This is a genomic window from Inquilinus ginsengisoli (assembly GCF_050434925.1).
GTDB classification, from domain to species: Bacteria; Pseudomonadota; Alphaproteobacteria; order DSM-16000; family Inquilinaceae; genus Inquilinus; species Inquilinus ginsengisoli_B.
The window spans coordinates 5,973,076-5,994,341 of record NZ_JBNDJK010000001.1; the positions used below are offsets into that span (position 1 = coordinate 5,973,076).

Here is a 21,266-nt window from a genome sequence, read left to right on the forward strand (position 1 = left end):
ATCGGCTCCTCGGCAAGCCATTTCGTGCTATGGTCTATGGGGCCAGGAAAAGCGGCGAAAGAGGAATTTCGTGCGATCATGGGACATTCCATGCTGCCGACGCTGCGCGACCGCGCGCCGGGCGGGGTCTCGGTGGTGTTCCCGAAGGACCGCTACCGGCTGCACGCCATGGTCACCAGCGCCGGCTACGACCGCTGCACAGACCCCGGCTACGACTGGCACGGGCTGAGGCGCGGCGACGCGCCCTTCGTGCTGCTGCAGCACACACTCGGCGGCCGCGGCCATCTGCGGGTCGAGCGCAAGCGCTGGGAGCTGCGGCCGGGCCAGACCATGCTGCTGCGCTTCCCGCAGGACAACCGCTACTGGCTGGGCCGCAACCCGGAATGGGAGTTCTTCTGGCTGTGCCTGAACGGCCGCGAGGTGCTGCGGGTGTGTGGCGCGAGGTGATCGCCGCGCATGGCCCCGTGGTGACGCTGCCGGAGGCCGCGGTCGAGCGGCTGGGTGGTTTGTGCCTGGCGGCGCTGCAGGGCGAGGCCGCCAGCCCGGCCCGCGCCTCCGCTCTCGCGTATTCCGCGGCGATGGGGCTGGCCGAGGAGCTGCTGCCCTGGGGCGAGGCGCCGGCGGATTCGCCCCGGCCGGCGGCGATCGAGCGCGCCGTGTCGCTGTGCGCCGGCCAGCCGGCCGAGCGGATCGACGTCGCCCGCATGGCGAAGGCTGCCGGCTACAGCCGCTATCATTTCAGCCGGGTGTTCGCCGCGCATGAGGGCACGACGCCGGCCCGCTACCTGCTGCGCCTGCGCATGGAGGAAGCGGCGCGGCTGCTGCATGTCGACGAGGCGCCGGTCAAGGTGATCGCCCAGCGCTGCGGCTTCGACGACGCCAACTACTTCGCCAAGGTGTTCCGCCGCTTCTACGGCATCGGGCCGCGCGACTTCCGGCGCAGCGGCATGTATGCCGGGGCGATGCGGGCCGGCCGGGGGGAAGAGGCCGGCCCGCCGCCCCCGGCCTAGCCGGCGTTGCCGCCGCCGGCGATGGCCGAGGGCTTGCCGCCGACCGGGACGTCCAGCCCCTGCTTCAGGCTGTTCAGGTAGAACTCGCGGATGCGGCCGTTCTCCGGATCGCTGACGAAGGCGCTGTTGCCGATGACCGCGACCGCCGGGGCCGGCGTCGCCGCGTCCCAGGCGCAGTCGAAGGCCGGGACGGCGTCGAACTCGGCCACCGGCTTCCATTCCGGCACGATGTCGTAGATGCGCAGCTTGCCGTCCTGGGTCAGGTTGACGACGCGCTTGCCGTCGCCGGTCACCTCGTACTGGCAGACCGCCTGGCCGCCGGGGATCGGGAAGACGTGCGCGGCGGTGAGCGTCTCGGCCGTCGGATCGATCCGCAGCAGGGCTTCGAAGGGGCGGCCGTTCTCGCCGCCGTAATTGGCGACAAGGTGCTGGCCCGCCGGGCCGGCCTTGATCGTGCTGGCGCGGCGGCCATCGGGATAGGCGAGCTTGCGCGCGCCCCAGGCCCCGTCCGGCCCCTGGCCCACGACCAGGACTCCGCCGTCGCTGGCGGCGTCGCCCTCGATCCTGGCGTTGCAGCCGAAAACATTGACGCCCGGCAGCCCGGCATGGCCGTGGAACTCCTTGCAGGAGCGGTCCGGATCCGCCGTGTCGTTGAAGCTGGCGACCGCCGTCCAGCCCTGCGCCTTGTCGAGGATCTGGAAGCCGTTCGGCCGCGAGGAGACGGTCTTGTCGTCGCCCTTCGCATAGGCCTCCTTCGCCACCGAGATCAGGAACCGGTCGCCGCCGAGCGGCACGGCGATGCCGTGTTGCGGCGCCGGCGCCGGCCAGATGGCGGTCTCAACTTTGTCGCCGTCCAGGCTGTCGAGGCGGATCGCCACCACCTTCGGGTCGCTCTCGCCGAGCCAGGGGCGCTGCCCGTCATAGAAGACGGTCAGCCAACCCTTCTCCGACACGACATGGGACGGCTTGTCGCCGGTGAGGGTCAGGTCGAGCAGCTTCACCTCGCCCTTCTCGATGTCGAAATGGTCGTCGTGCGATTCGTAGAACAGGCCGCTGTCCAGGAACCGGATCGTGCCGGCATCGTCGCCCGTGCGGATCACGACGAAGCGCCCGCCCTCGGTGCCGATCAGCGCGGGGTCGGCCTTCGACACCGGAAAGCTGTGGGTGACCTTGGCGGTGTCGAGGTCGAGCACGCTGACGACGGCCTTCTCGTGGTCGGCGAAGACCAGGCGACCGCGCGACACTTGGTCATGGGCGGAGGCGTCGGCAGAAAGCGCGGCCAGCAGCGCTCCGGCGGCGGTCCAGCGGGGTCTGGTCATGTCGGCATCTCGGAAATCGTTAACTGGAATTAGTGTTATAACATATCAATATCAGATCGCAACCGGAGACGCTCATTTCACCGTCATGGCGAGGAGCGAAGCGACGTGGCCATCCAGAGATCGAGCCGCTGGGATGGGCCACGCCCCTTCGGGGCTCGCCATGACGGAACCATCGGGTGGTGCTGCTAGACCTCGACCCGGATCGTCGCCGACAGCAGCTCTTTCCGCTCGGCCTTGGTACCGACCAGGATCTCGATCTCGCCAGCCTCCAGCACCGGCTTGAGATCGAGGCCCGGGAAGCGTAGCGCCTCGGCCGGCAGCGGCAGGCGCAGCACCTGCTTCTGGCCTGGAGCCAGCGCCGCCTTGGCCATGCCCTTCAGCTCCAAGAGCGGCCGGGCCACGCTGGCGACGGGGTCACGGGTGAACAGGAACACCGTCTCCTCCCCCGCCACCGTTCCGGTGTTGGTCACCGCCACCTCGACCGTCAGCGTCTCGCCCGAGCGCAGCACCGGGGCGGAGACGCGCAGGTCGGCGAGGGCGAAGCGGCCGTAGGACAGGCCGTGGCCGAAGGGGAATTCCGGCGTCGACGGCAGGTCGATGTATTTGCTGGTGTAGTGCTGGTCCGGGTCGGTGGGGCGGCCGGTATTGCGCTCGCTGAAGTAGATCGGCACCTGGCCGACGTCGCGCGGCCAGGTCACCGGCAGGCGGCCGGACGGGTTGACCGCGCCGGTCAGCACGTCGGCGACCGCGTGGCCGGCCTCGTGACCGAGGAACCAGGTGGCGGCAACCGCCGACGCGCGGTCGAGCAGCCAGGGCAGCATCAGCGGCCGGCCGGAGGTCAGCAGCGCCACCACCGGCACGCCGAGGTCGAGCACCGCCTCGGCCAGGTTGCGCTGGCGGCCGGGCAGCTCGGGCCGGGCCCGGCTCGCCGCCTCGCCGCTCATGATCGCGGCCTCGCCCAGACACAGCAGCACGACCTCGGCGCCGCGCGCGGCCTCGACCGCCGCGGCGATGCCGGCGTCTCCGCCGGTCTCGATCTCGGTGCCGGGGACATAGGCGATCTCGGCCTGCGGCAGGGCCGCCTTGATGCCCTCGAGGATGGTCACCGCCTCCTCCCACCGGCCGGCGCCGGCCCAGGAGCCGAGCATTTCCGACCGCGCCTCGGCCAGCGGGCCGATCACGGCGATGCGCCTGGCCGACGGCGCCAGCGGCAGCACGCCCTTGTTGGTCAGGAGCACGATCGACTTCGCCGCCGCCTCGCGCGCCAGGCGCCGCCGCTCCGCCGCGTGGAAGGCATCGGGCACGGCGACGACGCGGCGATACGGGTCGTCGAACAGACCGAGCCGCTGCTTCAGCCGCAGCACGCGGCGGACCGCGCCGTCGATCTCGTCCTGGGTCACCAGGCCGCGCTGCAGCGCCGTCGGCAGGCCGGCGGCATAGGCGCCGCTCATCATGTCCATGTCGACGCCGGCCTTCAGCGCCAGCGCCGCGGCCTCGACCGCATCGGCGGCGACGCCATGGGCCAGCAGCTCCATGATCGCGTTGTAGTCGCTGATCACCGCGCCCTCGAAGCCGAGCTCGCCGAACAGCGTGCCGCGCACCAGCCGGGCATTGGCGGTCATCGGCACGCCGGCGACGTCGTTGAAGGCCGGCATCACCGTCGCCGCCCCGGCGGCGACGGCAGCGGCGAAGGGCGGCAGGTAGACCTCGCGGATCGCCCGGTCCGACACATCGGCCGAGTTGTAGTCGCGGCCCGCCAGCGCGGCGCCATAGGCCAGATAGTGCTTGGCGCAGGCCGCGACCGCGCCGGGTGCCGCGAGGTCTGAGGTCTGATAGCCGCGGACCTTGGCCTCGGCGATGCGGCTGGCGAGCCAGGGATCCTCGCCCGGGCCTTCGGAGATGCGGCCCCAGCGCGGGTCGCGGGCGATGTCGAGCATCGGCGAGAACACCAGGTCCAGCCCGTCCTCCGCCGCCTCCATCGCCGCCTCGCGCGCCGTGTGCTCCCACAGCTCGGGCGAGAAAAGCGCCGCCTCGGCCAGCGGGATCGGGAAGATGGTGCGGTGGCCGTGGATGACGTCGAAGGCGAAGAACAGCGGGATCTTCAGCCGCGTCTCCTCCACCGCCAGGCGCTGGGTCTCGCGCACCCGCTCCGGCCCCCAATGGTTGAACAGGCTGCCGATGCGGCCGGCGCGGATGCCTTCGGTGACGTCGCCGGGCAGCACCGGCCCGGTCACCGCCAGGTTCGACGACATCATGGTGAGCTGGCCGATCTTCTCGTCGAGCGTCATCGCCGCGAGCAGGGTCTCGATCCGATCCAAGAGGCCACTCCACCTTTGCCGCCTCCTCGGAGGCACGCCCGGATGAAGGCAAAAAAAACGGGCGCCGGAAAGGGGAATCCGGCGCCCGCAGTCGAGGGGAGGAACGAAGGAGGTTGTGCCGATCAGGCCTTCGGCAGCTTCAGCGCGACGAAGCGCTGGTCGCCCTGGTGGTTGATCAGCAGCATCACGGCGTTGCGGTCCGCATCCTTGGCCGCCTTGACCTGCTTGGCGACCTCGGACGGGGTCTTCACAGCCTCGCTGCCGACCCGGACGATGACGTCGCCGGGGCCGACGCCGGTCTCGCGCGCCGGGCCGTCGTCGCGGATGCCGGTGACCAGCACGCCCTCGATCTCGTCCGGCACGCTAAACTCGCGGCGCACCTTCGGGGTCAGGGCCGAGAGCGACAGGCCGAGCTGGTCGTCGACCGCCGGGCCGTTCTCGTCGGCGCTGGCGACCTTCTCCTGCGAGGCCGGCAGCTTGGCGATCTCGACCGAGACGGTCTCGGACTTGCCGTTGCGCAGCACCTCGACCGGCACGGTCGTGCCGGCGGTGGTGTCGGCGACCAGGCGCGGCAGGTCGGAGAGCTGGTTCACCGGCTTGCCGTCATAGGTGGTGATCACGTCGCCCTGGTGCAGGCCAGCCTTCAGCGCCGGGCTGTCGTCCTGGACGTCGGCGACGAGGGCGCCCTTGGCCTTGTCGAGGCCGAGCGCCTCGGCCATCTCCGGCGTCACCTGCTGGATCTGCACGCCGAGCCAGCCGCGCTGGACGCTGCCATGCTCGCGGATCTGCGCGATCACGGTCTTGGCCAGGTTCGACGGGATGGCGAAGCCGATGCCGACCGAGCCGCCCGAGGGCGAGTAGATCGCGCTGTTGATGCCGATCACCTTGCCGCTGGTGTCGAAGCTGGGGCCACCCGAATTGCCGCGGTTGATCGGCGCGTCGATCTGCAGGAAGTCGTCGAACGGGCCGGAATGCAGATCGCGGCCGCGGGCCGAGACGATGCCCGCCGTGACGCTGCCGCCGAGGCCGAACGGGTTGCCGACGGCCACGACCCAGTCGCCGACCTGGGCGGCGTCGCTGTCGCCCCATTCGACCGCGGTCAGCTTCTTGTCGGTCTCGACCTTGAGCAGGGCGAGGTCGGTCTTCTCGTCGGTGCCGATCACCTTGGCCGGGATCTCGGTGCCGTCATTGAGGGTGACGGTGATGTTGTCGGCGTCCTTCACCACATGGTTGTTGGTGACGATGTAGCCGGCCGGGTCGATGATGAAGCCGGAGCCGGCGCCATGGATCACCTGGTCGCCATCGTCTCCGCCGCCGCCACGGGGCCCGCGGCGGCCCGGCTGCTGCTCGTCGAAGAAGCGCTTGAAGAACTGGTCGAACGGCGTGCCGGGCGGGAACTGCCGCTGCATCTGTCCGCCCTCATCCTGGTCGGCCATCTGCTGCGACGCCGCCGGATGCTCGGTGGTCGAGACATTGACCACGGCCGGCGTCACCTGGCGCACCAGGCCGGCGAAGGAGCCGGGGGCGGACGGGACGATCGAGGTCTGCGCCTCGGCCTGGTTCTGGGCCACGGCCGGACGGTCGAAGGTCAGGACGGCCCCGACCGGCACGCCGATCAGCGCCGTGCCGAGCAGCAGCGCCGTCGTCATCCGGCGGAGGCCGGTCCGCGGGCCGCGATCATCCGAACCGAGGGGGGTCTTCATCTGCATCATCTCCACCACTGTCCAAAGCGCCGACGCAATCGATCGGCGTGTGGTGATGAAGATGGGGTGTCGGCCTTTAACCTGCTGTTTCGACGCCATTAATTCGGATTAATATTGGTCGGCGGCCAGCCCCCGGCAACTGTCGCGATCCTGTCCCCAACCTTAACGAAAGTTATGTTGCCGGCCCCGGACCTGGGGCGCAAAACCAGGACGTGACTTCGGCCCCGCTGGCGGCGCGCATCCGCTTCCCGCCGGCATCCGACCAACAATCGTCGGCCCGACCGTTGCGACGTTCAGGCCGGTGACACTGAAACCCAGCGATTGTTCCTTGGCGTCGGCCTGCCCATATCTTGGGTATCGGCCGATGTGGCCGGGAACCGATCCCGATGTTCACCGTCGCGGTGAGCGGGAGAGTGATGTGATGATGACAGCTTTTCTGGTCCTCTGGGCCGTCATCGGCCCTTCCGTCGGCCTCGCCGTCGGCGCGTGGTGGTGCAGCCGGGAGCGGGACGAGGAGGCGGGCTTCGCCTCCCGCCAAGTGGTCCCGGCCGCGGAGCGCTCGCTGGGATGGCGCTGAGCCTCGCCGCAGCCCTCAGATGATGGTCAGGAGCGACTGGAACTCGGCCGGGTCGATCTCCGGCTGCGGGTCGCCCCAATAGGCCGGCACCTCGTCGGCGATCTGGCTGAGGACATGCACCCGGACATCGGCGCAGCCGTCGATCCGTTGCTGCACGGCGGCGTCCACCGGCCAGACCGTGGCGACCAGCATCAGCACGTAGGAAAGGTCGTCGGTGGCGTCGGAGAGCGGCAGCAGCAGGGTCCGCTTGCGGACGCTGTCGAGGCCGTCGGACAGCGCGAATTCGGCATAAATCGGCCGCTCGGACAGCTGGACCGACATCAGCCCGCGCCGGATCGCGTCGTGGCGCTCGCTGCTGCACAGCTCCTCCAGCGGCCGCCCGGGCAGATTCCGGTCCGACGGCAGGCCCGCGCCCTGGGCGTCCAAAGCGAAGCGGAACGTTCCCTCGCAGGGCATCCAGGCCCACAGCAGGATCGGCGGAGGCAGCCGGCTGAGGCTGGCGAAGATCATGTCGTCGCACGCCGGAAGACGCCCTCGCGCCGCGAGCCGCGCCCATATTCGATAGACCGTTCGAAGCTGCCGGTCCGCAATCGCCTGGTCGAACGCCACGCTAACCATCCCCCCACAGGAAGCTCGCCGCACACGGGAACAAACTCTGCTCTCACATCCAAAACTATGCATCCCCCAATTGGAGGATGACATCGAAAGTTTTCAGCTTCGCGACATGATTCGTCGCGATCTGTTGCCGGAATGGCAAGCAGGCGTGACGTCGGCCTCCCGCCGGGGTATTCCACGCTTCGACTGCGGATTTTGACGAGTCGACGCGATCATGTGCCGCTGGCTGAGCTATTCGGGTGCCCCGATCTTCCTCGAGACGCTGCTGTTCGAGCCGGAATTCTCGCTGATCGCGCAGAGCCTGCGTGCCCGCAAGGCGGTGGTGGCGACCAATGGCGACGGCTTCGGCGTCGGCTGGTACGGCGAGCGGCCGGTGCCCGGCCTGTACCGCGACATCCTGCCGGCCTGGGCCGACCCGAACCTGAAGAGCCTGGCGCACCAGATCCGGGCCAGCACGTTCTTTGCCCATGTCCGGGCCTCGACCGGCACCGCGACCAGCCGGGCCAACTGCCACCCGTTCAGCCAGGGGCGCTGGCTGTTCATGCACAACGGCCAGATCGGCGGCTACGACCGGATCCGGCGTCGACTGGACGCGCTGATCCCGGACGAGCTGTATGCCCGGCGCGGCGGCACCACCGACAGCGAGTTGATCTTCCTGGCCCTGTTCGGCTTCGGCCTGGAAACCGACCCGGCCGGGGCGCTGCGCCGCACCGCCGCGGCGGTCGGCGAGGCCATGGCGGATGCGGCGATCGACGAGCCGTTCCGCATGACCGCGGCACTGAGCGACGGCTGCAGTGTCTGGACCGTGCGCTACGCCACGGACGAGACGCCGCCGTCGCTGTTCTACTGCGCCGATGACGGCCAGCGGCTGATCGTGTCGGAGCCGCTGGACGGCGATTTCGGCCATTGGCACCAGGTGCCGCCCGGCCATCTGCTGGTGACCGACTGCGCCGGCCGGCTGGACCTGGAGGCGTTCCGCCCCTGATCCGCCGGCCGGAATCGGGTCAGGCCCGCAGCCGCTCGTTGTTGGGATCGAAGGGCGATTCCTCGATCACCATGGCGCGGTGCGGCTTGCCGAGGATGCTGACGTCGAGCTCGGTGCCGATCTCGCCGAGATCCGGCCGGACCATCGCCAGCGCCAGGGACTTGCCGAGCCGCCAGCCATAGCCGCCCGAGGTGCAGCGGCCGACCAGCGCGCCGCCCTTGGTGATCGGCTCGTTGCCGCGGGCGTCGGCGTCCGTGACGTCCATCACCTCCAGCGTCACGAAGCGGTTCTTGAAGCCGCGCTCACGCCACGCCACCAGCGCGTCGCGGCCGATGAAGTCGCCCTTGTTCGGATGGACGAAGCGGTCGAGTCCCGATTCCAGTGCCGAATACTCGATCGACAGCTCGCGCGGGATCAGGCGGTAGGACTTCTCCAGTCGCAGCGAATCCATGGTGCGGATGCCGAAGGGCTTGAGGTCGAACTCGCGGCCGGCATCCATCAGCAGGTCGAAGATGGTGTTCTGCATCTCGATCGGGTGATGCAGCTCCCACCCCAGCTCGCCGACGAAGTTGACGCGCAGCGCCTGGGCCTGGGCGATGCCGACATTGATCGGCTTGCCCGACAGCCAGGGGAAGGCGGCAGTCGACAGGTCGGTATCGGTCAGCTTCTGCAGCAGGGCGCGCGAGCTCGGCCCCGCCAGCACGAAGACGCCGGCCTGGGTGGTGATGCGCTGCAGCTCGACCGAGCCGTCGCGCGGCCGCAGCTTCTGCAGCGTGTCAAAATCGTGCCGCTCATAGGCGCCGGCCCCGACCAGGTAGTAGCGGTTCGGCCCCTCGCAGTAGATCGTGAACTCCGACCGCACGCCGCCATTCTTCGACAGCAGATGCGCCAGCGTCATGCGGCCCGGCTTCTTCGGCACCCGGTTGGCGACGATGCCGTCCAGCCAGGCGGCCGCGCCCGGCCCGGAGACCGTGTATTTGGCGAAGGCCGACATGTCGAGCAGGCCGACCTTCTCATGCACATGCCGGGCCTCGCGGCCGACGAACTCGAAGTAGTTGGAGCGGCGGAAGCTCCACTTCTCGCGGATCGGCTCGCCCGGCGCCACCGGGGCATGGTTCTCGTTGACCAGCGTGTCCGGCTTGTTCAGGTCAGCCTCGCTCAGGCTGTAGCCCTCGGGCGCGAACCAGTTCGGCCGCTCCCAGCCATAGACGGTGCCGAACACGGCGCCGAGCGCCTTCATCCGGTCGTAGCACGGCGCCCGCTTCAGCGGCCGCGCCTCCGCCCGCTCCTCATCCGGGTAATGGACGGTGAAGACGTTGCGGTAGGCCTCCTCGTTCTTGGCCTTGAGGTAGCCGCGCGAGGCGTAGGGGCCGAAGCGGCGCGGGTCGACGCCCATCATGTCGATCGAGGGCTCACCCTCGACGATCCATTCGGCCAGCTGCCAGCCGGCGCCGCCGGCGGCGGTCACGCCGAAGCTGTGGCCCTCGTTCAGCCAGAAGTTCTTCAGCCCCCAGGCCGGGCCGATGATCGGGCTGCCGTCCGGAGTGTAGGCGATGGCGCCGTTATAGACCTTCTTGACCCCGACCTCGCCGAAGGCCGGCACGCGGGCGATCGCAGTCTCGATATGCGGCGCGATCCGCTCCAGATCCTCCTGGAACAGCTCGTATTCCGACTGCTCGTCCGGGCCATCGAGATAGCAGACGGGCGCGCCCGGCTCATAGGGGCCGAGGATGAAGCCGCCGGCTTCCTCGCGCAGGTACCAGGAGCTGTCCGCCTCGCGCAGCACGCCCATCTCAGGCAGGCCCTGGCGCTGCCGCTCCTGCACCAGCGGGTGCGGTTCGGTGACGATGTACTGATGCTCGACCGGAATCACCGGGATATCGAGCCCGACCATGGCGCCGGTGCGGCGGGCGAAGTTGCCCGAGGCCGAGACCACGTGCTCGCAGGTGATGTCGCCCTTGTCGGTCTTCACCAGCCATTCGCCGGACGGCGTCTGCTCGATCCCGGTCACGGTGGTGAAGCGATAGATCTCCGCCCCCAGCGCCCGGGCGCCCTTGGCGAAGGCCTGGGTCAGGTCGGCCGGCTGGATGTAGCCGTCATCCGGGTGCTGGATCGCGCCGATGATGCCGTCGGTCTCGCAGAGCGGCCAGATCTCCTTGACCTGGGCCGGGGTCAGGATGTTGACCTTGATCCCGATCGTGTCGGCCACGCCCTTGTAGTACATGAACTCGTCCCAGCGGTCCTTCGTCCGGGCGAGGCGGATGTTGGAGACCTGGCGGAAGCCGACATGCTGGCCGGTCTCGGCCTCGAGCGAATTGTAGAGCTTGACCGAGTGCTTGTGGATCTGCCCGACCGAGTAGCTCATGTTGAACAGCGGCAAGAGGCCGGCGGCATGCCAGGTCGAGCCCGAGGTCAGCTCCCTGCGCTCGATCAGGACGACGTCCGTCCAGCCCTTCTTGGCCAGGTGATAGAGCGTGCCCACGCCCACCACGCCGCCGCCGATCACCACCACGCGCGCTGTTGACTTCATCGCTCGAACCGCTCCCTGCGGGCCTATAGGGCCATCCTGAGACGAGTGTCCGGGCGGGGCCGGTTCCGGGCTAACCCAGCCGCGACCTGTGATGTCGCAGGCCCGCCAAACCCCAGGTCATACCAGAGATTGACGATGTCGCAATCGGACTGGCCGGCCGCAGCGGGATCGGCATGCTGGTGACAGATTCCTGCGAGGCCGACCCATGACGCTGCCGCCCGAACCCAAGATCGTTTTCCTCGACCGCGAGACCCTGGCGCCGGCGATCCGGCTGCGTCCGCCCGCCTTCCCGCATCGCTGGGAGGAGCACCAGCGGACCGCGCCGGACCAGGTGTTGGACCGTCTGCGCGGCGCCAGCGTCGCGTTGATCAACAAGGTCCAGCTGCGCGAGCCGGTGCTGGCGCAGCTGCCGGACCTCCGGCTGATCGCGGTCGCCGCCACCGGCACGGATTGCGTCGACACCGCCTGGTGCGACCGGCATGGCGTCGCCGTCTGCAACATCCGCGGCTACGCCGTGCACACGGTGCCGGAGCATGTCTTCACCCTGATCCTGGCGCTGCGCCGCTCGCTGCTGCCCTATCGCCGCTCGGTCGAGGCCGGGCGCTGGCAGGAGGCGAAGCAGTTCTGCTTCTTCGACCACCCGATCCTCGACCTGCACGGCGCCCGGCTGGGGCTGATCGGCGGCGGGTCGCTGGGCCATGCGGTGGCGACGATCGGCCAGGCCTTCGGCATGGACGCGGTCTTCGCCGGCCGCAAGGGCGACACGGCGCCGGCCGAAGGCCGCGTCCCGTTCGCCGAGGTGATCGCGACCAGCGACGTGCTCTCGCTGCACTGCCCGCTGCGGCCGGAAACGCGCGGCCTGATCGGCGCCGCCGAATTCGCCCGGATGAAGCCGGAGGCGTTGCTGATCAACACGGCGCGGGGCGGGCTGGTCGACGAAGAGGCGCTGACCGAGGCGCTGCGGGCCGGCCGCATCGGCGGCGCCGGCTTCGACGTGGCGATGCCGGAGCCGCCGCCGGCCGACGCGCCGCTGATGCAGCTGCTGGACCTGCCGAACTTCATCCTGACGCCGCATGTCGCCTGGGCCGCGCGCGGCGCCATGCAGGCCCTGGCCGACCAGCTGGTCGACCTGATCGACGCGTTCCAGCAGGGCAAACCGTTCAACCTGGTGGCGGGCGGACCGAAGGGCTGACTTTCGCCCGTCTTGGACCTCCGGCGGACTTGGCGTTCTGCCGATCGGGAGTCACACTGACCCGAACGGTCCGCCCGCGCCCCCCTGCCCTCCTCGCAGCGGCCGCTCCCACAGAACGCAGAACGGCCTGATCGGAAGGACGGACGCATGACGACGGATTCCAGCATTGCGCATCGCCGGCTCGGCGGCTTGGCGGTCTCCGCCATCGGGCTCGGCCTGATGCCGCTCTCGGGTGTCTACGGCGCCGCCGACGACGCGGCCTCGGAGGACCTGATCCGCTACGCCATCGACCTCGGCGTCGACCATCTCGACAGCGCCGACATGTATGGCTGGGGCCACAATGAGGAACTGCTGGGCCGCGCCATCAAGGGCCGGCGCGACCGCGTCGTGCTGGTCACCAAATTCGGCCAGATCCGGCGCGAGGGCGGACCGAACGGCGTCGATGGCCGGCCGGAGTATGTGGCCCAGGCCTGCGAGGCCAGCCTGCGACGCCTGGGCGTCGAGACCATCGACCTGTACTACCAGCACCGGGTCGACCCGGCAGTGCCGATCGAGGACACGGTCGGCGCCATGGCCCGGCTGGTCGAACAGGGCAAGGTCCGCCATCTCGGCCTGTCCGAGGCCGGGGCAGAGACCATCCGCCGGGCCCATGCCGTGCACCCGATCGCGGCGGTGCAGACCGAATACTCGCTGATGTACCGGGCCGAGGCGGAGGCGACCCGTGCCGTCACCCGGTCGCTCGGCATCGGCTTCGTCGGCTACTCCCCGCTCGGCCGCGGCTTCCTGGCCGGGGCGATCCAGGACCTCTCCCAGATCGACGGCCGCCGGGCGGCGCATCCGCGGTTCCAGCCCGAGAACTTCGCCCACAACCGCGGGCTGGTCGACCGGTTCGAGGCGCTGGCGGCGGAGAAGGGCTGCAAGCCATCGCAACTCGCCCTCGCCTGGGTGCTGGCCCAGGGCGACGACGTGGTGGCGATCCCCGGCACCCGGTCGATCGCGCGGCTGGAGGAGAATCTCGGCGCCCTGCGGGTGACGCTGACGGCCGAAGACCTGGCCCGGCTGGACGCCGCCATCCCGCCGGGCGCCGCCGCCGGCACGCGCTATTCCGCCGCCGGAATGCAATCGGTCCAGATCTAAGGTCGGCGGCTGGGGCCACCGCCGAGATGTAAGAGTCGGCTGGCACGATCGGGCTGGAGTCAAGCATGGGCTGGGAGCCGATATCCGAAGCGGAGATCTGGGACGAGATCAACCAGGCCGCTGGCCGCATGACCGTGCCGCAGGAGCGTTTCTGGGAGGCGATCCGGATCCTTCCCGAGAAATGGGCGCAGGAACCCTATGGCAAACTCGGCGGCGGCTTCTGGGCCGTGGCGATGCTGGGCCGGATCGTGGTCTGGTTCAACGACATCGAGGACGGGTTCAATTTCTCTCGTTACTCAACCTACGGCACGATCGACCAGTATTTCGCCGACCAGGACGACCTGGAACTTGTGATTCAGGAATTGATGGAAATCGTCCGCACCGGCTACGGCATCGGCGGCCAAGCCGGACCGCCGCGGCCCGGCCCTTATCCCGACCACGGATAGGCCGCCTCACTCCTCCGCCTTCTGCGCGTCGAACGCCTCCCGCGCGGCGTCGAGCGCCGGGAAGTGGCGCTCGGCCCAGCGGTCCAGGGCGGTCAGGGTCTCGCTCAGGGATTCGCCGAGCGGACTGAGCCGGTATTCGACGCGGGGCCGGGCGGTGTGGAAGTCCTGGCGCAGGACGAGGCCGTTGCGCTCCAGGTCGCGCAGGGTCTGGGCCAGCATCTTCTGCGAGATGCCGCCGATCCGGCACAGCAGGGCGGCGTTGCGCGTCGGCCCATCGGCCAGGGCCGAGAGGATCAGCACCGACCATTTCGACGCGACCAGCTCCAGCGCATGACGGGCCGAGCAGGTCTCGTCGAAAACATCCGGCGCGGTGTCGGGTTCGGCCCGGGCCTGGGGCGCCATGGTTACCTCGAGGTGCGTAATTGCGGGCCGCGGCCCCCTTCCCGATACATGGACTCCTATCGTGGATTGCAAGCCTCGTGAGGAGACAAGTGAAGGCGCTCATCCTCAGTTCCAGCCCCCGGCGAGAGGGGAACTCCGCCGCCCTCGCCGGCGCGGTCGCGGTCGGGCTGGCCGAAGCCGGCCATGCCGCCGAGACGGTCCATCTGGCCGACGCCATCGGCGGCTTCCTGCGCGACTGCCGGCAGTGCCGGCGGCCGGACGGCAACTGCGCCATCGACGACGGGTACCGGCCGCTGTTCCTCGACCGCTTCCTCGCCGCCGACGGGCTGGTCGTGGCCACGCCGATCTACTGGTACGGGATGTCGGCCCAGCTCAAGGCGTTCTTCGACCGGATGTTCTGCTACGTCGCCGCCTCCTACCCCGACTCCGAGACGGTGAAGGTGCGGATGACCGGCAAGCGGGTCGGCCTCGTGCTCAGCTCCGAGGAGGCCTATCCCGCGGTCGCCGGCGCGATCGTGCATCAGATCCAGGAATACAGCCGCTACACCCGGTCGCGATTCGTCGGGGTGGTGCATGGTTACGGCAATGCCCGGGGCGAGGTGCGCCGCGACCCGCTGGACCCGCTGGCCGAGGCCCGCCGGCTCGGGCGCGGCTTCTTCGACCGCTACGCCTCGGACTATCTGATCGACACCGACCGTCCCGGCCGCGTCTGGCCCGAGGCGGCAGCCTGATCCAGGCGCCGCGGGTTGTGCCCACCGCCCGGATGGGACAGGATCGCGCCGCGCTGAGGTGCAGGATTCGATCGCGGAGGAAGAGTATGACGTCTCGCCTGTTCAGATCCGGCTGGACCTTCGGGGCGGCGCTGCTCCTGCCGCTCCTGGCCGCGGGCCCGGCCCTGGCCGATTTCGGGTCCTGCGTTTCCGGCCTGGCCGATGCCGCGGTGAAGGCCGGGGTCGACCGCGAGGTCACCGCCCGCGCCTTCGACGGGCTGACCCAGCCGGACGACAAGGTGCTGCGCTTCCTGGAGGCGCAGCCGGAGTTCAAGACGCCGATCTGGGACTATCTCGCCTTCCTGGTCGACGACCAGCGCATCGCCGACGGCCGGGCGATGATGTCGAAATACGGCCGGGTGCTGCAGCAGGCGGAGCAGCGCTACGGCGTCGACCGCACCGTGATCGTCGCGGTCTGGGGCGTCGAGAGCGACTACGGCAAAGAGCGCGGCAACTACTTCCTGCCGCATGCTTTGGCCACGTTGGTCTGTGCCGGCGAGCGGCGCACCGATTTCTGGCGCGGCGAGCTGATGGCGGCGCTGAAGCTGGTCAGCGCCGGCGACCTGCGGCTGGACGAGCTCTACGGCTCCTGGGCCGGCGCCTTCGGCCAGACCCAGTTCATCCCGTCGACCTATCAGCGCCTGGCGGTCGATTTCGACGGCGACGGCCGGCGCGACCTGGTCAATTCGATCGCCGACGCGCTCGGCTCCACCGCCAACTACCTGAAGCGCTCCGGCTGGCAGGAAGGCCAGCCCTGGATGATCGAGGTCAAGGTCCCGGCCGGCTACAACGGCCCGACCGGGCGCAAGGACAAGGACCCGCTGTCGGCCTGGGCCCAGCGCGGCGTGATCCGCGCCGACGGCGCGCCGCTGTCGGGCAACGCCCAGGCCGGGCTGCTGCTGCCGGCCGGGCCGCAGGGGCCGGGCTTCCTGGTGTTCCGCAACTTCGACGCGATCTATTCCTACAACGCGGCGGAATCCTACGCGCTGGCCATCTCCCACCTCGCCGACCGGCTGGCCGGCGGGCCGGCGCTGCGCACGCCGTGGCCGACCGACGATCCGGGCCTGTCGCGGGCCCAGCGCCTGCGGCTGCAGCAGCTGCTGCTGGCCCAGGGCTACGACATCGGCGGCCAGGCCGACGGCAAGATCGGCCCGGCCACCCGGGCCGCGATCTCGGCGGCCGAGCAGCGCCTCGGCATGCCGCAGACCGGCCGGGCCGGGCTCAAGGTGTATCAGGCGCTGGGTGGCCAATAGGCCGGGCGTCAGGGCCGGCGTCCAGTCGGCCCGACCGTCAGTGCGACCAGAAGAGGTCGAAGCGGTCGTCGTCCTGGTCCGACTGGCACAGCGTGGCATGGATCGGCCGGGAGACGTGCGGGTCGCGGATCTGCACGTTGTAGGCGACCGGCGGCTCCTCCCGCCGGCAGGCCCAGGCGCCGCCGATCTCGTTCTCGCCCGAATAGATCAGGAAGTCGGGCGCCTTCGGGCTGCCCGCGGCCTGCGGGTTCGGAACCAGCCGGATCCGATCCTGGAACAGCAGCGTCTTGACCGGCCCCTCGATGACGTCGCGGTTGCGGTAGAGCGTGCCGATGCCGATCGTGGTCATTGCTGGTTCCCAGTGACAGAGCCGCGCGCCCGGCCGGTCCGTACAACCGCCCTGGCAGTGACTAGCGCCCGATGCCCGCCGCGCCGCGGTGGACTTAAGACTCCATCAAGGAACTCTGCCAACGCCCCAAGGTTCCAGTTGACAAAAGATCTGACGTTTTTTAGTAAATTTTCCATCCGCCCGACACTTCCACAAACGATACACCTGCGGAATCACGACCGTGACCAAGTCATCACTTCAGTCCTGATTCCGACCCCGAAGAAAGGGGGGACCGCCCCCCTTTTTCAGCACGGCATTTCAGCCGAAACCTGATCCTGGTGCGAACCGGGCAGCAGGACTAGGATTCCCGGCCACTCCCATCCTGGAAGATGCTGCCATGACGGCCGGTGAACAGACATCCCGCGCATTGGTGATCGAGGACCAGGACCTGATGCGTCTCGCCCTGATCGGCGAGCTGAAGGCCGCGCTGCGGGACTGCATCGTCCAGGGCGCCGCAACCTGGGAGATCGCCGCCGTCCTGCTGCGCGAGCACAGCTTCGACCTGGTGATCATCGATCCCGGCCTGCCCGGCTTCGACCCGACCTCGCCGCAGCACCGGCTGGCCGTGGTCAAGGCGGTGGTCGACGCCTCGCCCGACGCGCTGCACATCGTCGTCACCGGATCGGATTCAGTCGAGGAGGGCGAGGCGTGCCGGATGCTCGGGGCCAATGCCTATGTCGGCAAGACCGGCCTCGACCGGGACACGCTGTCCAGCATCATCGACGAGATCTCGGACACCCGCTTCTCGCTGTCGCTCTCAGCGGTCAAGGCGGTGACGCCGGAGTTCTACTATTCCGGCCTCACCCCTCGGGAGCAGGAGATCATCGATTTCATGCGGAGCCGGCCGAAGGGGGTCAAGCGCAAGGAGATCTACGAGAAGATGGGCGACCGGTTCGGCATCGACCCCTATACGGTGGAGAAGTACTACAAACAGGCCCGCGCCAAGCTGCTGAAGAACGGGTTGTTCCCGAAAGGCGCCTGAGCATGACCGCCGTGCCCGATCCCCGTCTTTTCCCCGTCCGGGCCGGCTGATGCTCCATTTTCTCCGCTTGGCGCTGACCGCCGCCGCCATGCTGGCCATCGCCGGCGCCGCGGCCGCCGCCCCGGTCGGCTACGAGGATCCCCACATCCTGCGGGTCGAGAGCTCTCCGGGCCAGGCCATCGCCACCTACACGCCGGACCAGATCCGGACCGCCTTCCCGCAGCGGGAAATCGACACCGGCACGCCGTGGAGCGAGGCCGGCGAGACCATCCGCTACCGCGGCCCGGACCTCAAGGACGTCCTGGCCCGCAGCGGGCTGGGCGAGACCGCCTCGATCGAGGTGTTCGCCTACGACGATTTCATCACCACCATCCGGATGGACGAGATCAAGGACTACGAGCCGATCCTCGCCATCGAGCGGGCCTGCTCCGCGGCCGACCACAAGACCGCCCGGTGCGCCGAAGGTCAGGAGTTCCGGCCGCTCGATCTGGCGGATTCCGGCCCCTATTCGATCATCTGGCCGCTCGACAAGCTGCCCAAATCCTACACGGCCGGACGCAACGCGATCTGGGTCTGGTTCGTCGTCGCCCTGCGGCCCAGCCCATGAAGGCGCTGCGGCGGTGGCTGGACTTCGTGCCCTATCTCGGCCTGGCCGTCGCCATCCTGCTGGGATCCTGGTCGTTCATGCGGTCCGAGCACTACCGCGAAGAGACCGACATCCTGCTGATGCAGTCCTACGAGGTGCAGTGGCGGGGCTCGCAGATCCGGGAAAGGCTGGCCAACATCGTCGGGCTGCTGCGCCTGTCGATGGCAACGGGGGACCGTGAGCCGCAGCTGGCGCAGGAGGTCGGGCTGCTGCAGTTCAACATGGTGGCGCTGCGGAACCTGCAATATATCGACCACTTCCTCGACCCGCAGGATTTCGCCCGGATCGACCGCAGCATCCAGACCATCCGGACCCGGATCCTGCCGAATCTGAGCGCGGCGGCGAACGACCAGGAGACGCTGTCCCTGCTGACCGACATCCAGCAGGACATGTTCCAGGTCTCGGGCACCACGGGCGCGCACAGCCGCACCCTGAACGAGACCGCGCATATCGCCGAGAACGCGCTGCGCAACGTGGCCATTTTCGTGCTGGCGCTGTCGGCCGTCATCGTCGTCGGGGTGATCATCCACCAGCAATCGATGATGGCGCGGCGCAAGGACCAGCAGATCCGCTCCTTCTCGTCGCTGTTCGCCCACATGACGCGGTCGCGGGTCGCGGCGCTGGCGCTGTTCATCAGGGGCCTGCGCGACGGCGAGCCACCCGACCCGGAAATGGTCGCCGCCGCCGCGCGGGCCGCGGCCGAGCTTGACAGCATCAACAACGGCCTGGTGAAGATCGGCTATTCGGCCAAGCCGGCCCGGAACGTGGCGCTGCAGAGCATCCTCGACGCCCTGTCGCAGGATCACGGCGGGCGGATCCAGTTCGACGTCCCCGCAGAGGCGCGGACGGCGCTGGTGGCGTCGCCGCAGTTCCACCTGATCCTGGACGAGCTGATCCGCAACGCCGAGCACGCCGTGGCCGCGGCGGGGAAGCCGGACTCCCGGGTGATCCTCCGCGCCCGCCTGACCCGGCGTTTTCCGTTCGGGCGCCGCCTGGCGATCGAGGTGATCGACAACGGCCTCGGCATGTCCCGCGCGGTGCGCGCCAAGGCGGCGGAGCCGTTCTTCTCGATGCGGGCCGGCAGCCATGTCGGGCTCGGCCTGACCGGCTGCGCCGAGATGGTCAAGGCGCTGGGCGGCCGCTTCCGCATCGACTCCGCGGAAGGCCGCGGCACCTCGGTGCGGATCCTCTATCCGCTCCGCCGCGAGACCGGAACGGCGGGGCAGGCCGGCCCGGCCTCAGCCTGACGGCTGCCATTCCTCCTGCAGCATGGCGAAGACCAGCTCGTCGCCCCAGACGCCGTTGAACCGGTCGTTCTGGACCAGATGCGCCTCCTGGCGCATGCCGAGCCGCTTGAGGACGTTGATCGAACCGGTGTTCAGCGCATCGCAGCGGGCGAAGATGCGGTGGAAGTCGAACCGGCCGAAGCCGAGGCCCAGCACCGCCCGCGCCGCCTCGGTGGCGTAGCCGCGGCCGGCCGCCTCCGGCGCGAAGGTGTAGCCCAGCTCGGCCTGCCGGGCCTCGCGGCTGACCCATTTCAGCACCACATCGCCGAGCAGGGCGCGGGTCTCGCGGGCCTCCACCGCCAGCACGATCTCGTCGCCCTCGCCCTCGAACTTCATCGTGCCGAATCGCTCCAGCGCCGACCGCGACTGCTCCGGCGTGCGCGGATGGCGGTACAGGAAGCGGGCGACCTCGGGCAGGCGGTGATAGCCGTGGAACGCCTCGAAGTCCTCCGGCACGAAGCGGCGGAGGATCAGCCTCTCGGTCTCGACCGGCACGATCGGATCCGGCATCGCGGCATCCCTGGGTGAGTCGGCGGGTGGAATCCGTCCTACAACCGGGATGGCGGTCGCTCAATGATTCCCGTGCATCAAGCGGTCAGCGCCCGGCAGTCGGCGGCGGCCCAGCCGACCGTCACCGACTCGCCCGCCGCCAGGGCCGGCCGGCCGTCCGCATTCGGCAGCTTGAGCACGAAATCGTCGCGGCCGAGCAGCGACAGCCGGGCGCGGGTGTGGTCGCCATGGAAGATCAGTTCCTCGATCCGGGCCGGGAAGCGGTTCGGCCCGGCCTCGGCGCCGGGCGACAGGCGCACCCGCTCCGGCCGGATCGACAGGGTGGCGCGGGCGCCCTGCCCGCCCGCCCCGACCGGCGTCGCCAGCACCGAGAAGCCGCCATCGACCGCAACCGTGCACTGCCCGCCGCCCAGGGTCTCGACGGTCCCTGCCAGCTTGTTGTTCTCGCCGATGAACTGGGCGACGAAGGCGGTCTCCGGCCGGTCGTACAGGTCGTCCGGCGCCGCCAGCTGGTCGATCGCGCCCTCATGGAACACGGCGATGCGGTCCGACATGGTCAGCGCCTCGCCCTGGTCGTGGGTGACATAGACCACGGTGACGCCGAGCGAGCGGTGCAGATGCTTGATCTCGAGCTGCATATGCTCGCGCAGTTGCTTGTCGAGCGCGCCCAGCGGCTCGTCCATCAGCACCAGGCGCGGGCCGAACACCAGGGCCCGGGCCAGGGCGACGCGCTGCTGCTGCCCGCCCGAGAGCTGGGCCGGGCGACGGCCGCCGAAGCCGGTGAGCTTGACCATGTCGAGCGCGCGCTCGACCCGCGCCGCGGCATCCGCGCCGCCGGTGCCTCGCACCTTCAGCGGAAAGGCCACGTTCTCGCGCACGGTCATGTGCGGGAACAGGGCGTAGTTCTGGAACACCATGCCGATGTCGCGCCGCCAGGGCGGCAGCGTGTCGATCGTCTTGCCCTCAAGCAGGATGCGGCCGCGGGTCGGCGTCTCGAACCCGGCCAGCATCATCAGCGTCGTGGTCTTGCCCGAGCCGGAGGGGCCGAGCAGGGTCAGGAACTCGCCCTGCCGGATGGCGAGGTCCAGCCCCCGCACCACCAGCGTCTCGCCGTCATAGGTCTTGGCCACGTCGACGAATTCGACGAAGGCCTCCGCTTCCCTGTCCGCCATGCCGTCCCTGTCTTCTTTGTTCTAC

21 protein-coding genes are annotated in these 21,266 nt (G+C 69.6%); 12 read left to right on the forward strand and 9 right to left on the reverse strand.

Translation table 11 applies throughout. From position 1 onward, the window contains the following. Window positions 1–78: 78 nt before the first annotated feature. Together QFZ27_RS28535 and QFZ27_RS28540 are read left to right on the forward strand one after the other, a co-directional pair. Window positions 79–447, forward strand: coding sequence for an AraC family ligand binding domain-containing protein (locus QFZ27_RS28535; protein ID WP_429229832.1), 369 nt, complete (start codon window positions 79–81; stop codon window positions 445–447). Next, the gene (locus QFZ27_RS28540) at window positions 432–1,010 is read left to right on the forward strand and encodes a helix-turn-helix transcriptional regulator (RefSeq protein ID WP_429229833.1); all 579 of its coding nucleotides are present in this window, start codon (window positions 432–434) and stop codon (window positions 1,008–1,010) included. Before QFZ27_RS28535 ends, QFZ27_RS28540 begins: the two co-directional genes overlap by 16 nt. Here the strand turns inward: QFZ27_RS28540 and QFZ27_RS28545 are convergent. The 3 genes from QFZ27_RS28545 to QFZ27_RS28555 all read right to left on the reverse strand — a co-directional run bounded on the left by QFZ27_RS28545 (window position 1,007) and on the right by QFZ27_RS28555 (window position 6,350). Continuing rightward, the gene (locus QFZ27_RS28545; RefSeq protein ID WP_429229834.1) at window positions 1,007–2,329 is read right to left on the reverse strand and encodes a hypothetical protein; all 1,323 of its coding nucleotides are present in this window, start codon (window positions 2,327–2,329) and stop codon (window positions 1,007–1,009) included. The two genes, QFZ27_RS28540 and QFZ27_RS28545, sit on opposite strands and share 4 nt — an antisense overlap. Window positions 2,330–2,514: 185 nt before the next feature. Further along, window positions 2,515–4,647: a beta-glucosidase BglX gene (gene bglX / locus QFZ27_RS28550; protein WP_429229835.1), complete on the reverse strand. Its 2,133-nt coding sequence runs from the start codon at window positions 4,645–4,647 to the stop codon at window positions 2,515–2,517. A gap of 122 nt (window positions 4,648–4,769) precedes the next feature. After that, window positions 4,770–6,350 (reverse strand): DegQ family serine endoprotease, encoded by a 1,581-nt coding sequence (locus QFZ27_RS28555; RefSeq protein ID WP_429229836.1) that lies wholly within the window; start codon window positions 6,348–6,350, stop codon window positions 4,770–4,772. A 421-nt stretch (window positions 6,351–6,771) separates the two neighbouring features. Between QFZ27_RS28555 and QFZ27_RS28560 the strand changes: the two genes are divergently transcribed. Beyond that, window positions 6,772–6,927 (forward strand): hypothetical protein, encoded by a 156-nt coding sequence (locus tag QFZ27_RS28560; protein ID WP_429229837.1) that lies wholly within the window; start codon window positions 6,772–6,774, stop codon window positions 6,925–6,927. A 15-nt stretch (window positions 6,928–6,942) separates the two neighbouring features. Here QFZ27_RS28560 and QFZ27_RS28565 read toward each other — a convergent pair whose 3' ends face one another. Continuing rightward, a complete protein-coding gene (locus QFZ27_RS28565; protein WP_429229838.1) occupies window positions 6,943–7,437 on the reverse strand; it encodes a hypothetical protein in 495 nt (164 codons plus the stop codon). Between the two features lie 319 nt (window positions 7,438–7,756). Here QFZ27_RS28565 and QFZ27_RS28570 point away from each other — a divergent pair, with 319 nt between their 5' ends. Continuing rightward, window positions 7,757–8,527, forward strand: a complete 771-nt coding sequence (locus QFZ27_RS28570; RefSeq protein WP_429229839.1) for a class II glutamine amidotransferase — start codon at window positions 7,757–7,759, stop codon at window positions 8,525–8,527. A 19-nt stretch (window positions 8,528–8,546) separates the two neighbouring features. On the opposite strand, the gene QFZ27_RS28575 is transcribed toward QFZ27_RS28570, so the two are convergent. Continuing rightward, window positions 8,547–11,057, reverse strand: a complete 2,511-nt coding sequence (locus tag QFZ27_RS28575; RefSeq protein ID WP_429229840.1) for a GcvT family protein — start codon at window positions 11,055–11,057, stop codon at window positions 8,547–8,549. Window positions 11,058–11,262: 205 nt separating this feature from the next. Here QFZ27_RS28575 and QFZ27_RS28580 point away from each other — a divergent pair, with 205 nt between their 5' ends. The 3 genes from QFZ27_RS28580 to QFZ27_RS28590 all read left to right on the forward strand — a co-directional run bounded on the left by QFZ27_RS28580 (window position 11,263) and on the right by QFZ27_RS28590 (window position 13,832). Continuing rightward, complete coding sequence (locus QFZ27_RS28580) at window positions 11,263–12,249, forward strand: D-2-hydroxyacid dehydrogenase (protein WP_429229841.1); 987 nt, start codon at window positions 11,263–11,265, stop codon at window positions 12,247–12,249. Between the two features lie 147 nt (window positions 12,250–12,396). Beyond that, on the forward strand, window positions 12,397–13,386 hold the full coding sequence (locus tag QFZ27_RS28585; protein ID WP_429229842.1) for an aldo/keto reductase: 990 nt from the start codon (window positions 12,397–12,399) through the stop codon (window positions 13,384–13,386). Between the two features lie 65 nt (window positions 13,387–13,451). After that, the gene (locus QFZ27_RS28590) at window positions 13,452–13,832 is read left to right on the forward strand and encodes a hypothetical protein (RefSeq protein ID WP_429229843.1); all 381 of its coding nucleotides are present in this window, start codon (window positions 13,452–13,454) and stop codon (window positions 13,830–13,832) included. 6 nt (window positions 13,833–13,838) lie between these two features. Here the strand turns inward: QFZ27_RS28590 and QFZ27_RS28595 are convergent, their stop codons facing one another. Beyond that, window positions 13,839–14,234: a winged helix-turn-helix transcriptional regulator gene (locus tag QFZ27_RS28595; protein WP_429229844.1), complete on the reverse strand. Its 396-nt coding sequence runs from the start codon at window positions 14,232–14,234 to the stop codon at window positions 13,839–13,841. A gap of 89 nt (window positions 14,235–14,323) precedes the next feature. On the opposite strand from QFZ27_RS28595, the gene QFZ27_RS28600 reads away from it, so the two are divergent. After that, window positions 14,324–14,965, forward strand: coding sequence for a flavodoxin family protein (locus tag QFZ27_RS28600; protein WP_429229845.1), 642 nt, complete (start codon window positions 14,324–14,326; stop codon window positions 14,963–14,965). A gap of 86 nt (window positions 14,966–15,051) precedes the next feature. Further along, entirely contained in the window at window positions 15,052–16,257 is a 1,206-nt protein-coding gene (locus tag QFZ27_RS28605; RefSeq protein ID WP_429229846.1) for a lytic murein transglycosylase, read from the forward strand. Window positions 16,258–16,294: 37 nt separating this feature from the next. Here the strand turns inward: QFZ27_RS28605 and QFZ27_RS28610 are convergent, their stop codons facing one another. After that, window positions 16,295–16,606, reverse strand: a complete 312-nt coding sequence (locus QFZ27_RS28610) for a DUF736 domain-containing protein (protein ID WP_429229847.1) — start codon at window positions 16,604–16,606, stop codon at window positions 16,295–16,297. Between the two features lie 376 nt (window positions 16,607–16,982). On the opposite strand from QFZ27_RS28610, the gene QFZ27_RS28615 reads away from it, so the two are divergent. Genes QFZ27_RS28615 through QFZ27_RS28625 form a run of 3 tightly spaced genes read left to right on the forward strand, consistent with a single transcriptional unit; the run spans window position 16,983 to window position 19,520 of the window. Continuing rightward, window positions 16,983–17,627 (forward strand): response regulator transcription factor, encoded by a 645-nt coding sequence (locus QFZ27_RS28615; RefSeq protein ID WP_429229848.1) that lies wholly within the window; start codon window positions 16,983–16,985, stop codon window positions 17,625–17,627. A gap of 49 nt (window positions 17,628–17,676) precedes the next feature. Continuing rightward, on the forward strand, window positions 17,677–18,234 hold the full coding sequence (locus QFZ27_RS28620) for a putative pterin-binding protein (RefSeq protein ID WP_429229849.1): 558 nt from the start codon (window positions 17,677–17,679) through the stop codon (window positions 18,232–18,234). Then, the gene (locus QFZ27_RS28625; protein WP_429229851.1) at window positions 18,231–19,520 is read left to right on the forward strand and encodes a sensor histidine kinase; all 1,290 of its coding nucleotides are present in this window, start codon (window positions 18,231–18,233) and stop codon (window positions 19,518–19,520) included. The genes QFZ27_RS28620 and QFZ27_RS28625 overlap by 4 nt, the downstream gene beginning before the upstream one ends. Here QFZ27_RS28625 and QFZ27_RS28630 read toward each other — a convergent pair. Together QFZ27_RS28630 and QFZ27_RS28635 are read right to left on the reverse strand one after the other, a co-directional pair. Further along, complete coding sequence (locus tag QFZ27_RS28630; RefSeq protein WP_429229852.1) at window positions 19,512–20,069, reverse strand: GNAT family N-acetyltransferase; 558 nt, start codon at window positions 20,067–20,069, stop codon at window positions 19,512–19,514. The genes QFZ27_RS28625 and QFZ27_RS28630 overlap by 9 nt on opposite strands. A 77-nt stretch (window positions 20,070–20,146) precedes the next feature. Then, entirely contained in the window at window positions 20,147–21,241 is a 1,095-nt protein-coding gene (locus QFZ27_RS28635; RefSeq protein ID WP_429229853.1) for an ABC transporter ATP-binding protein, read from the reverse strand. Window positions 21,242–21,266: the final 25 nt, after the last annotated feature.